This is a genomic window from Paraburkholderia sp. BL10I2N1 (genome assembly GCF_004361815.1).
GTDB lineage: Bacteria > Pseudomonadota > Gammaproteobacteria > Burkholderiales > Burkholderiaceae > Paraburkholderia.
Genome location: NZ_SNWA01000001.1, coordinates 3091457 through 3106419 on the forward strand (window position 1 = coordinate 3091457; position 14963 = coordinate 3106419).

Genomic DNA, 14963 nt, shown 5'->3' on the forward strand with positions numbered 1-14963 from the left:
GTGCGCGGCCCAGGAGACACTAACAATGAGTCAAGCGATCGAAGTCAAAGTCCCGGACATCGGCGATTACAAGGACATCCCTGTGATCGAGGTGCTGGTGAAGGCGGGTGATACCGTCGAAAAAGAGCAGTCGCTCGTTACACTCGAATCCGACAAGGCAACCATGGATGTGCCCAGTTCGGCTGCGGGCACGATCAAGGAAGTGAAGGTGAAGGTCGGCGACAACGTGTCGGAAGGCTCGCTGATCGTCGTGCTGGAAAGCGCTGCAGGTGGAGCGGCGGCAGCCCCGGCTGCGGCTCAGCCTGCCGCCGCGGCGCTTGCTGCCGCCGCGGCGCCGGCTGCCGCGCCCGCTGCGGGCGGCGGTGTGCAGGAAGTGAAGGTGCCCGACATCGGCGACTACAAGGATGTGCCGGTGATTGAGATCGGCGTGAAGGTCGGCGACAGGGTCGAGAAGGAACAGTCGCTCGTTACACTCGAGTCCGACAAGGCGACCATGGATGTGCCGAGCCCGGCCGCCGGCGTCGTGAAGGAAATCAAGGTCAAGGTGGGCGATGCGGTCTCGGAAGGCTCCGTGATCGTGCTGCTCGAAAGCGCGGGTGGCGCCGCGGCGGCTGCTGCGCCAGCGCCGAAACATGAAGTAGAGCCGCCGTCCGACGCGCCCCAGGCGCCTGCGCCGGCTCCGGCCGCGCCGTCTGCGCTCGCTCAGGCCCCGCTGATTCCGGCGGGCGAGGGCGGTACACGCAGCGCGAGCCATGCTTCGCCTTCAGTGCGCAAGTTCGCGCGCGAGCTGGGTGTGGATGTGTCGCGTGTGCAGGGTACGGGTCCGAAGGGCCGCATCACGCAGGATGACATCACCGCTTTCGTGAAGGGTGTGATGACCGGCCAGCGCGCGGCACCGGCGGCTGCGCCGGCTGCAGCAGGCGGCGGCGAGCTGAATCTGCTGCCGTGGCCGAAGGTCGATTTCGCGAAGTTCGGTCCGGTCGATCCGAAGCCGCTGTCGCGCATCAAGAAGATCTCGGGCGCGAACCTGCATCGCAACTGGGTCATGATCCCGCACGTCACGAACAACGACGAAGCGGACATCACCGAACTCGAAGCGTTGCGCGTGCAACTGAACAAGGAACATGAGAAGGCTGGCGTGAAGTTCACGATGCTGGCATTCGTGATCAAGGCGGTGGTGTTCGCCTTGAAGAAATTCCCGACGTTCAATGCGAGCCTCGATGGCGACAACCTCGTCTTCAAGCAGTACTACCACGTCGGGTTTGCCGCCGATACGCCGAATGGGCTCGTCGTGCCGGTGATCCGCGATGCGGACAGGAAGGGGCTCGTCGATATCGCGAAGGAAATGGCCGATCTGTCGAAGGCAGCCCGCGAAGGCAAGCTGAAGCCGGATCAGATGCAGGGCGGATGTTTCTCGATTTCTTCGCTGGGCGGGATTGGCGGGACGCATTTCACGCCGATCATCAACGCGCCTGAAGTGGCGATTCTCGGCTTGTCGCGCGGCGCGATGAAGCCGGTTTGGGATGGCAAGCAGTTCGTGCCGCGGCTGATCTTGCCGATGTCGTTGTCTTACGACCATCGCGTGATCGATGGCGCTGAAGCGGCTCGCTTCAACGCTTATCTTGCTGCGATTCTTGCCGATTTCCGGCGTGTGATTCTTTGATTGTCGATTGGACGCGCTGGGACGTGGGGCTGACTTCTATCCACGTCGCTCGCTGAACCTGCTTTCTCGCCGGTCTATTGACGCTGCCCCTGTGCGGGGCGGCACCTACCTTTCTTTGTCCCGCAAGGGGACGTCCTTTCGGGGTGTCTTCCAGAGAAAGGCAGGCAAAAGGCCAGCTTTCAGGCCCGATGAAAGCAGTCGTTCGGCGGCGCTCCGTCATCAACACGGTCAATAAGAGAAGGGGACAGTAATGAGTCTCGTCGAAGTGAAGGTACCGGACATCGGTGATTTCAAGGATGTCGATGTCATCGAAGTGAATATCAAACCGGGCGACGTCATCGAGCTTGAACAGGCGCTGATGACGCTCGAATCCGACAAGGCTTCCATCGAAGTACCGAGCGATACCGCTGGCACCGTCAAGGAAGTCAGGGTCAAAACCGGTGACAAGGTGTCGGAAGGCAGCGTCATCGCTATCGTCGAATCGGCCGGTGCCGGATCGGCCAAAGCAGCGCCTGAAGAAGCCGCGAAAGAGCCTGGGAAAGCGCCCGCGCAAGCGCCCGCGCAACCAGCCGCACAACCAGCCGCACAACCAGCCGCGCAGAAGGAGGCTACCGCTGCGCCGCAGGCTGGCAGTTTTTCGGGCAGCGCGGATATCGAGTGCGACATGGTCGTGCTCGGCTCGGGCCCCGGCGGCTATTCGGCTGCGTTCCGCTCGGCCGACCTCGGTATGAAGACCGTGCTGGTCGAACGTTATGCGACGCTCGGCGGTGTGTGTCTGAACGTTGGCTGTATCCCGTCGAAGGCGCTGCTGCATACCGCCCTCGTTATCGATGAGGCCGAAGCGCTCGGCTCGCACGGCATCACGTTCGGCAAGCCGCAGATCGATCTCGACAAACTGCGCGACTTCAAGTCGGGCGTCGTCAGGAAACTGACCGGCGGCCTCGCTGGCATGGCGAAGTTGCGTAAGGTCGAAGTCGTCACGGGCACCGGTACATTCGTCGATCCGCACCACATGGAAGTGCAGACCGAAAGCGGCAAGAAGGTCGTCAAGTTCAAACAGGCGATCATCGCAGCCGGTTCGGAGGCCGTGAACCTGCCGTTCATGCCGGACGATCCGCGCGTCGTCGATTCGACCGGCGCGCTGGAGTTGCGCCAGATTCCGCAGCGCATGCTCGTCGTCGGCGGCGGCATCATCGGTCTCGAAATGGCAACCGTGTACGCGACGCTCGGCGCGCAGATCGAAGTCGTCGAAATGCTCGACGTTCTGATGGCAGGCGCTGACCGCGATCTCGTCAAGGTCTGGGAGAAGTACAACAGCAAGCGTTTCGCGAACGTGATGCTGAAGACCAAAACGACGGGAGCCGTCGCGAAGGACGATGGTATTTACGTGTCGTTCGAAGGCGAAAAGGCGCCGGCCGAAGCGCAACGTTATGACCTCGTGCTGGTCGCAGTGGGACGTAGCCCGAACGGCAGGAAGATCGGTGCGGAGAAGGCGGGCGTTGCGGTCACGGACCGTGGCTTCATCGAAGTAGACAAGCAGATGCGCACGAATGTGCCGCACATCTTCGCGATCGGCGACATCATCGGTCAGCCGATGCTGGCGCACAAGGCCGTGCACGAAGCGCACGTCGCCGCGGAAGTGGCGCACGGCGAGAAGGCGTACTTCGACGCGCTGCAGATTCCGTCGGTGGCGTACACGGATCCGGAAGTGGCCTGGGCCGGTAAGACGGAGGACCAGTGCAAGGCCGAAGGCATCAAGTACGGCAAGGCGGTGTTCCCGTGGGCCGCTTCGGGCCGTGCGATTGCCAATGGCCGCGACGAAGGCTTTACGAAGCTGATCTTCGACGAGGCGACGCACCGCGTGATCGGTGGCGGCATCGTTGGTCTGAATGCTGGCGACCTGATCAGCGAAGTCTGTCTGGCCGTCGAAATGGGCGCGGACGCGACGGATATCGGCAAGACGATCCACCCGCACCCGACGCTCGGCGAGTCGATCGGTATGGCTGCCGAACTGTATGAAGGCGTCTGTACGGATCTGCCTCCGCAGAAAAAGAAGTAACCCCTGTAGTCAGGGGACGAAGCAAAACGGCGCGCCCTTGACGGGGCGCGCCGTTTTTTTCGGCTGGATGCAACGGTAGACCGGACAACCGGCAGGAAAGCCAGCCTGGCAGCCGACAAAACCGGCGCTCCAAAAAAAGAACCCGGCGGTGGCCGGGAAAACGATACGCACTGTTCGAACGTATCGGAGCGTCGGGCCACGCAGTGCCCGCGTTACACGCTGAACTGCGTGGCGCTGTTGCTTCGTCTGCAGGCTACCGACGTCCGTTTAGCTTAAACAGCCTTCTTGGCGGAGCGCGATGCCTGTGCTGCTGCCTGGGAGGCAGCCTTCGACGCGGCGGTAGCCGCTGCGTTGAAGTTGCTTTCAGCGATTTCGACGGCTTGCTTCGTAGCCTTGTGGACCGTTTCGTACGTGGTGTTGGCGGCGGTGATTGCCGACTTGATCACAGCGACAGCGGTTTCCGAGCCGGCCGGAGCATTCTTCGCGACGTTCTCGACGAGCGACTGCACCTTGCGGTTCTGCTCTTCATACTGCGCCTCAGCGACGCGGGCAAATTCAGCTTGCGTTGCCGATGCGATTTCATATACGTGACGGCCGTACGACAGAACCTTTTCAGCCACCGGTTGCGCGAGGCTGGCTTGCAGCGCGAGAAGTTCCTGTGCGTCCTTCACCGAAAGAGCACGTTGTGCATTTTCCTGGCTTTCCGCGAGCGTCGACTTCACCACTTGCAGGTTCAGTTCGACGAGCTTTTCCACGCCTTCGAACGCCTTGGCCGTCAGGCCAAACAGGGTTTCGAGGTTGGTCTTTTGTGCCGCGGCGATTTGCTCAGGGGTCAGCAGAGTCATGTTTACGCTCCTGGAATACGATCCGTCTCGTGCGGACCGTGTTGGGTTAATGGCAAAACCTGTCAACTACACAATCGGTAACGATGTTTTGTGCATCGCAACAATGGTTACTATTTTAGGACAGCTGTTTTGAATGTCAAGCACTTTTTGTGCGTCGCACAATAGTGAGAAATTATCGATAAAACAACAGGTTATGAAGTGCCTATGACATTCGGATGACCGCGCCGGAAAAAGTCGTCGCACCGCGCTGGTGCGCAAAAAGCTGGCTGCCAGCGCACTGCCGCGGGCGTATTGCGATAGGGAAGCAGGCCAGATGGAGGCCGGAAATCGTCAAGACAGGTAAACCAAAATCTCTCGTTGAACGTTACAGGTGCTTCAAGGTCGAATGCGCGTACGAGGTTTCCGCAGCGACTGCTTAAGACTGTTGCGGAGCGACGTCGGCGGCAGTCCGGAGGCTGTTCCCGGCCACCAGGCCGGCATCCGGATGCAGGTTGTCAGTAGCGACAGCGTATTTCCCCTGATCAAGGTTGTTTCGAATTTGCCGTTATGCTGGGAGTCGGATAACGAACCAGCTTGATGCGCAAACGAATTCCGGCGCGCCCAATCGCTTTTTCTGATCGGGCGCGCCGTACTTATTGGTAATTTACAATCGGACCTTACAAGCCGGTTTAAAGAGCGCGTTTAAGTGCTTAATATTGCTAATTTTTCGTGGCTTTACTACACTTGCGGACAACTCGAGCCGCTCTATACAGAACACCAATGAAAACCGACATGTTTTCGTCGCTGAAAGCGATCCACGGCGCGGCCTTGGGCACCGCTCTGTCGGTGGCCGCTTCCCTCGTCATCTCAGCGGCGTTCGCTGCGCCGATCGACGCTTTTGCCGCGTCGACCACCACGCCCGCCAAGCCGGAGAAGGCTACCCGTTCCGCCAAAAAGACCGCTGCGACAGCAGCCAGGTCGCCGAAGACAGCGCAGGCTGCGGCGGCGAACGCCGATGATGCGCCGCGCACCGTGGTGAAAAAAAAGCGGGTCTCTTACACGATGAATGGCCGCCATCATTCGGCCATGCGCAGGGTCGCTTTCGAACCACGTCAACCCACCGTTGGTCAGGCGTTTGGGCTGCATGAGACGCCCGACGCACTGATGTTGCGTTCCAGCGTTGCGTACGTGGTTGATCAGAATTCGTCCGAACCGCTCTTTGACAAAAATTCCCGTGCCGTCGTGCCGATCGCGTCAATCACCAAGCTGATGACCGCGATGGTTGTGCTTGACTCGAAAGAGGTGATGACCGAGCAGATCGAGGTCACCGACGAAGATCGCGACTACGAGAAGAACACGGGCTCGCGCCTGTCTGTTGGCTCAGTGCTGTCACGCGAGGACATGCTGCATATCGCGTTGATGGCGTCGGAAAACCGCGCGGCGGCCGCGCTGTCGCGCTATTTCCAGGGTGGCCGACCGGCGTTCATCGCGGCGATGAACGCGAAGGCGAAGGCTCTCGGCATGAACGACACGCACTTCGAGAACCCGACGGGTCTGACGAGCCAGAACGTCTCGAGCGCTCGCGATCTCGTGAAGATGGTGAACGCGGCATATCAATACCCGATGATTCGTCGTTTCTCGACTGACCGCAGCTATGAGGTGAACACGGGCAAGCGCATGCTCGCGTACAACAGCACGAACGCGCTGGTGCGCAACCCGACGTGGGATATCGGTCTGCAGAAGACCGGCTTCATCAACGAAGCGGGCGAATGTCTCGTGATGCAGGCAACCATCAATGGCCATCCAATGATCATGGTGCTGCTCGATTCGTCGGGCAAATATTCGCGTTTCGCCGATGCGACGCGCTTGCGTACGTGGCTGGACAACGGTGGTGATGGGCATATCACAAGCGCCGACGCTGGCGGCTCGGGTACCTGAGTTGTCGGCTGTTCGCGAACGGCCATCTGAAAACAAGAAGCCCCGCTGTTGCGGGGCTTCTTGCTTATGCGGCCGAGCTGAAATAAAGCAACGAACAGTTACGCGTGCTGGGCGTGAGCCTGTCCCGCTTGTGCTTCAGGCCGATAGCCGAGCGACTCTGAAATGACCAGTGCCGTCTGGCTCAGTTGACTGAGCCAGGAATCCTGCAGCCGGTCGGCTGGCGCGGACAGCGACAGCCCGGCAACGAGCTTGCCCGTATCGTCATAGATGCCTGCCGCAATGCAGCGAACACCAAGTTCAAGCTCTTCGTTATCGCGTGCGCACGATTGCTGACGCACATGCAGCAATTCGCGCTCGAGCTTGGCGAGATCAGTAATGCTGTTCTGAGTGTGACCCGACAGGCCCGTGCGAGTGGCATAGGCGCGGACGCGGGTCGACTCGTCGGCGGCAAGAAACAACTTGCCAACAGAAGTCAGGTGGAGCGGCGCCCGCCCGCCGATGGCACGCACGACCTGCATGCCCGAGCGTTCGGAATACGCGCGTTCGATATAGACGATCTCGTCGCCCTGACGGACCGATAGATTGACCGTCTGGCCAGTCTGGCGGTGCAGTTCACGCATCGGCATCAGCGCGGCGTCGCGTACCGACAGGCGCGCCTTCACCAGGTTGCCGAGTTCGAGGAGGCGCATGCCTAGCCGGTACGTGCCCGGGTCGGACCGGTCGACCAGCCTGCACGTCACCATGTCGTTCAGGATGCGATGGGCAGTCGAAGGGTGCAACTCGGTGCGTTGGGCGAGTTCTTTCAGGCTGACCGGGTCGCTATGCGCAGCAAGGGCGTCCAGCAGGCGCATCATGCGTTCGATCACCTGGATCGAAGTCTTGGGATCCGGGTTGGTGTCGCTCATGGGGAGAATTCAGATGACGCATCAGACAACGGAAAACTGATTGTATCTCGTATTGTGAAAAAAGCGAACGCCGTTCGAGCCGGAACTCCAATTGCGGCATTGTGCGCGTGCCGGGGCCGTTGGCGTTGGAGTTGCATGCCAAACAGCGGATAATCGGGGACGTTTTCCCGAAGGAGCGCTTATGCGAGTCGGTTTGTTCGTCACCTGTCTCATTGACCTGATGCGTCCGGAGATCGGATTTTCGGTCATCAAGCTGATTGAGCGTGCGGGTTTCGAAGTCGTGGTGCCGCCTGCCCAGACCTGCTGCGGGCAGCCTGCCTACAACTCGGGTGAGCGCCGCATCGCGCGTGATCTCGCTGAGAAAACACTGCGCGAGTTCGAACAGTTCGACTACATCGTCGTGCCGTCGGGGTCTTGCGGAGGCATGATCCGTGTGCACTACGGCGATCTTTTTCGGAACGATCCGGAATTGATGGGCCGCTACGGCAGGCTCCAGCCCAAAGTGTTCGAACTGACTGAGTTTCTTGCCGACGTGGCGCACGTCAAACTGGTGCCTGGCGAGTTTGAAGGGCCTGTGACCTATCACGATTCATGTTCAGGGTTGCGCGAACTGGGTGTCAAGGCGCAGCCACGCGCGCTGCTCGCGCAGGTGGGCGTGCCCGTCAACGAAATGAAGGACTGCGAGCATTGCTGCGGCTTCGGCGGCACATTCGCGGTGAAGTACGGCGACATCTCGACGGCGATAGTCGACGAAAAGTGCGCCAACATCCGGACTAGCGGCGTCGATGCCGTCGTGCTTGGCGACCTTGGTTGCATGCTCAATATAGAAGGGCGCCTGCGACGCACCGGCGACAACACGACGCGCGTGCTGCACATTGCGCAGGTGCTGGCCGGCGACGCCTGACCGCTTGCAGCGCACCCCAACCCGTTCGTCACTTATCGGATTTCCAAGGCCGCCATGCAAGCCCAATCGATGCAGTTCAAGGCGCGCGCGGGCCAGAAGCTCGCCGACCAGCGTCTGCAGCAGAATCTCACCAAGCTGTCGACGAAGTTCGTTTCGGCCCGCGCCGCTGCGATCACCGAGATCGATTTCCAGGCAACGCGCGCGTCGCTCATGGAGCGCCGCAATCGTGCGCTCGAAAACCTCGATGTCTGGCTGGAAACTTTCGAGCGCGAGGCGACCCGCCGTGGCGTGAGCGTCCTCTACGCGGAGACGACCCAGGCGGCCGCGCGGCTCGTCGTGGATATCGCGCGAAAGCACGATGTGAAGAAGGTGATCAAGACGAAGTCGATGGTCACGGAGGAAATGCGGCTTAACGCCGTGCTCGGCGAGATGGGCGTGCAGTCAATCGAAACCGATCTCGGCGAGTACATCCTGCAGATCAACGACAACGAAGCGCCAAGCCACATCATTGCGCCCGTCGTCCACAAGGACAAGGAGGAGATCGCCGACCTGTTCGCAAAGACGCATCAGCGGCCGAGACTGACGGAGATTCCAGACATGACGCGCGAGGCGCGCGAGATGCTCCGTCCACATTTCATGACGGGCGACATGGGCGTAACTGGCGGTAACTTCCTGATTGCGGAGACGGGTTCGGTGGCACTGGTGACGAACGAGGGTAACGAAGGCATGTGTACGGTGATGCCGCGCGTCCATGTGGCCGTCACGGGTGTCGAAAAAATCCTCCCGACACTCGAGGATCTCGCCACGGCGATGCGTCTGTTGCCGCGTTCGGCGACGGGGCAGGCGACCTCCAATTACTTTTCGGTGCTCACGGGGCCGCGTGCGCCTGACGAGCAGGATGGCCCGGAACACATGTATGTGGTGCTGGTCGACGGCGGGCGAACTGGGCTGATTGGTGGCGATTTCCAGGAAATGCTGCGCTGTATCCGCTGCGGTGCCTGCATGAATCACTGCCCGGTGTATCAAAAGGTAGGCGGTCACGCTTATGGCTGGGTGTATCCGGGGCCGATGGGCTCAGTATTGACGCCAAGCTATGTCGGCATCGACAAGGCGCTCGATCTGCCGCAGGCGGCGACGCTATGCGGAGAGTGCAACAGCGTCTGCCCAGTCGGCATTCCGCTTTCAGATCTCCTGCGCAAACTGCGGGAGAGGCAGATGGAGCGCCACCTGCGCCCGTGGCGTGAGCGGCTTGGGCTGACGGTGTGGGGTTATCTCGCGCTACATCCGGATGCCTATGCGCTTTTGACCAGGCTGGCAGCACGGATCCTGGAGCGCATGGGCGGACAGAGGCGCGCGATTGCGCGCTTGCCGCTCGGCTCGGGCTGGACCCATACGCGCGATTTGCCCGCGCCAGTTGGCCGGACCTTCCGCGAGTTGTACGCGGCTCAGCGCAGCCATATCGGTTGACTTATTCTTCCTCAGGAAAATAGATCGGCGCGGGGAGAACCGCGCCGATCTGCCCTGGCGGGCAACCGGGGCATCAATGGCGGCTGCCGCCGCCGTTGTTGTAGTCCTGCGCGCTCTGCCTTTCAGAGTCGCGATCCCCTCTGCCGCCCTGGCCGCCACCTCGGGTTGGGGTAGGATGCCCCACGCCAGCGCCAGGGGGCCCGCCGCCGCGCCATCCGTTACCCGCCTGCGGCGCCGGACCACCACCCAGCTGTGGCCCTGGCCCGCCACCGTGGCCCTGCTGCTGCGGTGGCGGAGGCGGCCGGTCATGGTTGTAGCCGTGATCATATCCACGGTCATAGCCGCGACCGTATCCATGATCGTAGTACGACGGCCCCGAGTAGCCGCCAAATCCCAGGTAGACATTCGACTGCGGAACGGGCGCTGCGCCATAGCCGTAACCATAGCCGGGGTCGTAGCCGCCGCCGTATGCGGGCGTGCCGTCCGGGTAGACAGCGCAACCGGCCAGAGCGGCCGTGGCCGCTATGGCGAAAATTGAAGTAATGCGTTTCATGGCGGGGTGGTCTGAAAAGCTTTCGTGTGGGTAAGACACCTTTCCGTCTTGTTTGTTACGGATGCTTTGTTCGATTTTGTAAGGAATTCTTTCGCGAGTGACCGGGATCCCGACGCCGCAAGGCGAACGCCACGATCTCGCTGTTTCATTCTGGACAACTCTGTATCTCGATTGGGTGGGTTTTTTCTGGTTGCGTCTCCATCTATCATTTGCACTGGGCAAAGTGCGTCGTGAACTCACATGCCTCAATCCCAGATAAGACACATCATGAAAAAGACAATATTGATGTACTGGCCACTCGCGGTGATTCTCCCGCTTGCCGCCGCCGCTTACATCCACGCTTGCAGCGAGGCTGCTTCGCGCGCGTCTCAGGCACCTCTCGCTGCCGGTCAGTTAACTGCCGAACTCGCTCGCACGGTATCGTACGGGCTCGTCGACGACAACGCCGGTGCGGCGACCAAAAACATGCGCGCGACGGCTTCGCTACCTGCTCCGCCTACCTTCTAAATACCGCTCGGCGAGTCCAAACGTGATTTCGCCGGACTTTGTATAATCGCAATTCCGCTGCCAGCCGGGCTGGCGGTCGCCCCGCCACACCATGGTTCGTCGATGAAAACCGTTTCCATCTGCTTGTCTGTCTTGGGAACATCTGCAGGTCACCTACCGCGGAAGCCGTGATGCGGCATCAGGTGGCGGAGGCGAAACTGACGGAGCGAATCGTCATTGATTCGGCCGGCACCGGCGACTGGCATATTGGCGAGGCGCCGGACGAGCGCGCCCGGCGCGCCGCGAGCCAGCGTGGCTACGACCTGTCGGCGTTGCGCGGCCGCCAGATTGGCGCTATCGATTTCGAGCGCTTCGATTTGCTGATCGCGATGGACGATGGCAATGTCGACGCATCGCACCGCGTTTGCCCACCGGCGCAGCGCGACAAGGTCCGGCTACTGATGGAATTTGCGCCGGCGGCGAAGCGCCGGGAAGTCGTCGATCCCTATTTCGGGGCGACGCGGGTTTTGAGCTTGTGCTCGACCAGTGCGAGGCGGCCTGCCGCGGCCTGATTGCGGCCTTGCGCCAGCAGTTGACGGGCTCAGACAGACTTCTATCTTTTATATAACCGGAAAAGGGATAGGGATACTTGACTAAATCTGTCATGTATTTATACTTGACGAAAATTGTCGAGAATTGCGGTTCCCAATACATCATGAGACTCACCACGAAAGGCCGTTTCGCCGTCACGGCGATGATTGACCTGGCGCTGCGCCAGGAGCAGGGCCCGGTGACGCTTGCGGGTATCAGCCAGCGCCAGCACATTTCCCTGTCCTACCTCGAGCAGCTGTTTGGCAAGCTGCGGCGTCATGAGATCGTCGAGTCCGTGCGCGGGCCGGGCGGCGGCTACAATCTTGCCCGCCGTGCCGAGAACGTCACCGTGGCGGACATCATCATCGCCGTCGATGAGCCGCTCGATGCGACCCAGTGCGGCGGCAAGGGCACCTGCGAAGGCACGAAACAGCACGACGGTCACTGCATGACGCACGAACTGTGGTCGACCCTGAACCAGAAGATGGTCGAGTACCTCGATTCGGTCTCGCTGAAAGATCTCGTCGACCAGCAGCGCTCGCGCGAAGGCGCGCCGGCGGTGCTACGCGACCGGCGCAGCGAGGCCCCCGCGGTCGAACCCGCGCGTGTCACGCCGAAGGGACCCAATTCCGTTTTCAACCTGGCCGGCTAACAAGGCGCAAAAAAGCGAAAAGGGTGCGACATCAGGCCCGAACCGATCCCCAGGCAGAGCCAGCACATAGATTTCCCGGAGCGATTGATGAATAACGATATTCCCCACCTGCCCATTTACATGGACTACAGCGCAACGACCCCGGTCGATCCGCGCGTGGTGGACAAGATGATTCCGTATCTGCGCGAGCAGTTCGGCAATCCGGCGTCGCGTAGCCACTCGTATGGCTGGGAGGCGGAACGTGCGGTCGAGGAAGCGCGCGAGAACGTCGCGGCGCTCGTGAATGCCGACCCACGCGAAATCATCTGGACGTCAGGTGCCACCGAATCGGACAACCTGGCGATCAAGGGTGTCGCACACTTCTACAAGAGCAAAGGCAAGCACATCATCACGGTGAAGACCGAGCATAAGGCTGTGCTCGATACCTGCCGCGAGCTCGAGCGCGAAGGCTTTGAAGTCACCTACCTCGACGTGAAGGACGACGGCCTGATCGACCTCGACGTGTTCAAGGATGCGCTGCGCCCGGACACGATTCTGGTGTCGGTGATGTCGGTCAACAATGAGATCGGTGTGATTCAGGACATCGAGACGATCGGTGAAATCTGCCGCGAAAAGGGCATCATTTTTCACGTCGATGCCGCTCAGGCCACCGGCAAGATCGAGATCGACCTGCAAACGCTGAAGGTCGATCTGATGTCGCTCTCGGCGCACAAGACGTACGGTCCGAAGGGCATCGGCGCGCTGTATGTCCGCCGCAAGCCGCGCGTGCGTATCGAAGCGCAGATGCACGGCGGCGGTCACGAGCGCGGCATGCGCTCGGGCACGCTGGCGACGCATCAGATCGTCGGCATGGGCGAAGCGTTCCGCATCGCGCGCGAAGAAATGGCGACGGAAAACGAGCGCGTCCGCATGTTGCGCGACCGTCTGCTGCGCGGCCTCTCGGAAATCGAAGAAACGTATGTGAACGGCGACATGGAAAAGCGTGTCCCGCACAACCTGAACATCAGCTTCAACTTCGTCGAAGGCGAGTCGCTGATCATGGCAGTCAAGGACGTCGCGGTGTCGTCGGGTTCGGCGTGCACGTCGGCTTCGCTGGAGCCGTCGTATGTGTTGCGCGCGCTCGGCCGCAACGACGAACTGGCGCACAGTTCGATCCGCTTCACGGTCGGCCGTTTCACGACGGAACAGGACGTCGACTACGTGATCAACCTGTTGAAGAGCAAGATTGCCAAGCTGCGCGACCTGTCGCCGCTGTGGGAAATGCATCAGGACGGTATCGATATTTCGACCATCAAGTGGGCTGCGCACTGACGCGCCGATTGTGCTGTTACGCCGATCGGCATCAGCGGTCGACATCGAATGCAGATTGAATCGAATCAAGGAGGTTAATCATGTCTTATAGCAACAAGGTTCTGGACCACTACGAAAACCCGCGCAACGTTGGTTCCTTCGCGAAGGACGACGATGCAGTCGGCACCGGCATGGTCGGCGCACCGGCATGCGGCGACGTGATGAAGTTGCAGATCCGCGTGGGTGCTGATGGCATTATCGAAGACGCGAAGTTCAAGACGTACGGCTGCGGTTCGGCGATCGCATCGAGCTCGCTTGTCACCGAATGGGTGAAGGGCAAGACGTTGGACCAGGCAATGTCGATCAAGAATACGCAGATCGCAGAAGAACTCGCGCTGCCGCCGGTGAAAATCCACTGCTCGATCCTCGCGGAAGATGCGATCAAGGCAGCGGTCGCCGATTACAAGCAGCGTCACGGCGGCGAAGCCGTCGAAGAAGGCGAGAAGCAGCAGGCCGCCTGAGCGCTGCGGCTGGGCGCGGGTAGCAGGGAAGCAAGGCGGGCGCGCAGGCGCGTGGCCGTCCGGCATGAGCGATATTGGATGCAGGCAGGGTCGCAGGGCGCGTAAAAGCTCGGGGTCCTGCGCAATGAGAAACGCTATGGCAATTACGTTGACCGAAAAGGCAGCACAGCACGTTCAGAAGTATCTGACGCGACGCGGCAAGGGTGTCGGGTTGCGGGTCGGTGTGCGCACTACCGGATGCTCGGGTCTCGCCTACAAGCTGGAGTATGTGGACGAACTCGCGCCGGAAGACCAGGTATTCGACTGCAACGGCGTGAAGCTCATTGTCGATCCGAAGAGTCTCGCCTATATCGACGGCACTGAACTCGACTTCGCACGCGAGGGGTTGAACGAAGGTTTCAAGTTCAACAACCCGAACGTGAAGGACGAGTGCGGTTGCGGCGAATCGTTCCGCGTGTGAGTCCGCGCGAAGCCGGAAAAAGGCGGCGCGGGCCGCCTTTTTAATTTTCCGGTGCACATTGGTGCATCTCTTCAACGGACGACGTAATTCGATGGCCTCGCTGACCGACAGTCACTTCGACCTGTTCAACCTGCCGGCGCAATTCACGATCGACGCACACGCGCTCGACGACGCTTACCGCACCGTTCAGGCCCAGGTTCACCCCGACCGCTTTGCCGCAGCCGGCGATGCGCAAAAGCGCATCGCGATGCAGTGGGCGACCCGCACGAACGAGGCGTATCAGACATTGCGCGATCCACTCAAGCGTGCCACCTACCTGCTGTCGCTGCGCGGCATCGACGTCGGCGCGCATAACAATACGGCGATGGAGCCGGCGTTCCTCATGCAGCAGATGGAATGGCGCGAAGGCATCGAAGACGCCGCTGCGGCGAAGAATGTCGACGCCCTCGATGCGCTCCTCAATGAACTGCGCGACGAGGAGCGTGTGCGCCTGGCGAAGCTCGGCGCGCTGCTCGACAGCGGCGCGAACCAGGCGGCCGGTGAAGCGGTGCGGCAAATGATGTTCATCGAGCGGGTGGCGTCGGAAATCGGCGCGCAGATCGAAAAGCTCGAGAACTAGCCAGCGCGCCCAGACGCCTCTTTTGTCGCGA

Annotated in this window: 14 protein-coding genes and 1 pseudogene; 12 read left to right on the top strand and 3 right to left on the bottom strand. The window is 60.9% G+C overall.

Annotated elements, in window-relative coordinates:
- Positions 1-25: 25 nt before the first annotated feature.
- Positions 26-1663, top strand: coding sequence for a dihydrolipoyllysine-residue acetyltransferase (aceF, locus tag B0G77_RS14405; protein ID WP_133662729.1), 1638 nt, complete (start codon positions 26-28; stop codon positions 1661-1663).
- 250 nt (positions 1664-1913) lie between these two features.
- Complete coding sequence (gene lpdA, locus B0G77_RS14410; protein WP_133662730.1) at positions 1914-3722, top strand: dihydrolipoyl dehydrogenase; 1809 nt, start codon at positions 1914-1916, stop codon at positions 3720-3722.
- Between the two features lie 272 nt (positions 3723-3994).
- On the opposite strand, the gene B0G77_RS14415 is transcribed toward lpdA, so the two are convergent.
- A complete protein-coding gene (locus tag B0G77_RS14415; protein WP_133662731.1) occupies positions 3995-4567 on the bottom strand; it encodes a phasin family protein in 573 nt (190 codons plus the stop codon).
- Positions 4568-5326: 759 nt separating this feature from the next.
- On the opposite strand from B0G77_RS14415, the gene pbpG reads away from it, so the two are divergent.
- Positions 5327-6484, top strand: coding sequence for a D-alanyl-D-alanine endopeptidase (gene pbpG / locus B0G77_RS14420; RefSeq protein WP_133662732.1), 1158 nt, complete (start codon positions 5327-5329; stop codon positions 6482-6484).
- Positions 6485-6582: 98 nt separating this feature from the next.
- On the opposite strand, the gene B0G77_RS14425 is transcribed toward pbpG, so the two are convergent.
- The gene (locus tag B0G77_RS14425; protein ID WP_133662733.1) at positions 6583-7389 is read right to left on the bottom strand and encodes an IclR family transcriptional regulator; all 807 of its coding nucleotides are present in this window, start codon (positions 7387-7389) and stop codon (positions 6583-6585) included.
- A 181-nt stretch (positions 7390-7570) separates the two neighbouring features.
- Here B0G77_RS14425 and B0G77_RS14430 point away from each other — a divergent pair, with 181 nt between their 5' ends.
- Together B0G77_RS14430 and B0G77_RS14435 are read left to right on the top strand one after the other, a co-directional pair.
- Positions 7571-8293: a (Fe-S)-binding protein gene (locus B0G77_RS14430; RefSeq protein ID WP_133662734.1), complete on the top strand. Its 723-nt coding sequence runs from the start codon at positions 7571-7573 to the stop codon at positions 8291-8293.
- Between the two features lie 54 nt (positions 8294-8347).
- Positions 8348-9760 (top strand): lactate utilization protein B, encoded by a 1413-nt coding sequence (locus B0G77_RS14435; protein WP_133662735.1) that lies wholly within the window; start codon positions 8348-8350, stop codon positions 9758-9760.
- Between the two features lie 73 nt (positions 9761-9833).
- On the opposite strand, the gene B0G77_RS14440 is transcribed toward B0G77_RS14435, so the two are convergent.
- On the bottom strand, positions 9834-10313 hold the full coding sequence (locus B0G77_RS14440; RefSeq protein ID WP_133662736.1) for a hypothetical protein: 480 nt from the start codon (positions 10311-10313) through the stop codon (positions 9834-9836).
- 267 nt (positions 10314-10580) lie between these two features.
- Between B0G77_RS14440 and B0G77_RS14445 the strand changes: the two genes are divergently transcribed.
- The 7 genes and pseudogenes from B0G77_RS14445 to hscB all read left to right on the top strand — a co-directional run bounded on the left by B0G77_RS14445 (position 10581) and on the right by hscB (position 14932).
- The gene (locus tag B0G77_RS14445) at positions 10581-10820 is read left to right on the top strand and encodes a hypothetical protein (protein WP_133662737.1); all 240 of its coding nucleotides are present in this window, start codon (positions 10581-10583) and stop codon (positions 10818-10820) included.
- Between the two features lie 102 nt (positions 10821-10922).
- Positions 10923-11427 (top strand): annotated as a pseudogene (locus B0G77_RS14450) (low molecular weight protein-tyrosine-phosphatase).
- A gap of 87 nt (positions 11428-11514) precedes the next feature.
- Positions 11515-12042, top strand: a complete 528-nt coding sequence (gene iscR / locus B0G77_RS14455; RefSeq protein WP_133662738.1) for a Fe-S cluster assembly transcriptional regulator IscR — start codon at positions 11515-11517, stop codon at positions 12040-12042.
- An 87-nt stretch (positions 12043-12129) separates the two neighbouring features.
- Positions 12130-13353 carry an IscS subfamily cysteine desulfurase gene (locus B0G77_RS14460; RefSeq protein WP_133662739.1) on the top strand — a complete coding sequence of 408 codons (1224 nt, stop codon included), beginning with the start codon at positions 12130-12132 and terminating at the stop codon, positions 13351-13353.
- An 80-nt stretch (positions 13354-13433) separates the two neighbouring features.
- Positions 13434-13853: a Fe-S cluster assembly scaffold IscU gene (iscU, locus tag B0G77_RS14465; protein ID WP_133662740.1), complete on the top strand. Its 420-nt coding sequence runs from the start codon at positions 13434-13436 to the stop codon at positions 13851-13853.
- Between the two features lie 136 nt (positions 13854-13989).
- On the top strand, positions 13990-14313 hold the full coding sequence (gene iscA, locus B0G77_RS14470; RefSeq protein ID WP_133662741.1) for an iron-sulfur cluster assembly protein IscA: 324 nt from the start codon (positions 13990-13992) through the stop codon (positions 14311-14313).
- A 91-nt stretch (positions 14314-14404) separates the two neighbouring features.
- Positions 14405-14932 carry a Fe-S protein assembly co-chaperone HscB gene (gene hscB, locus B0G77_RS14475; RefSeq protein ID WP_133662742.1) on the top strand — a complete coding sequence of 176 codons (528 nt, stop codon included), beginning with the start codon at positions 14405-14407 and terminating at the stop codon, positions 14930-14932.
- Positions 14933-14963: the final 31 nt, after the last annotated feature.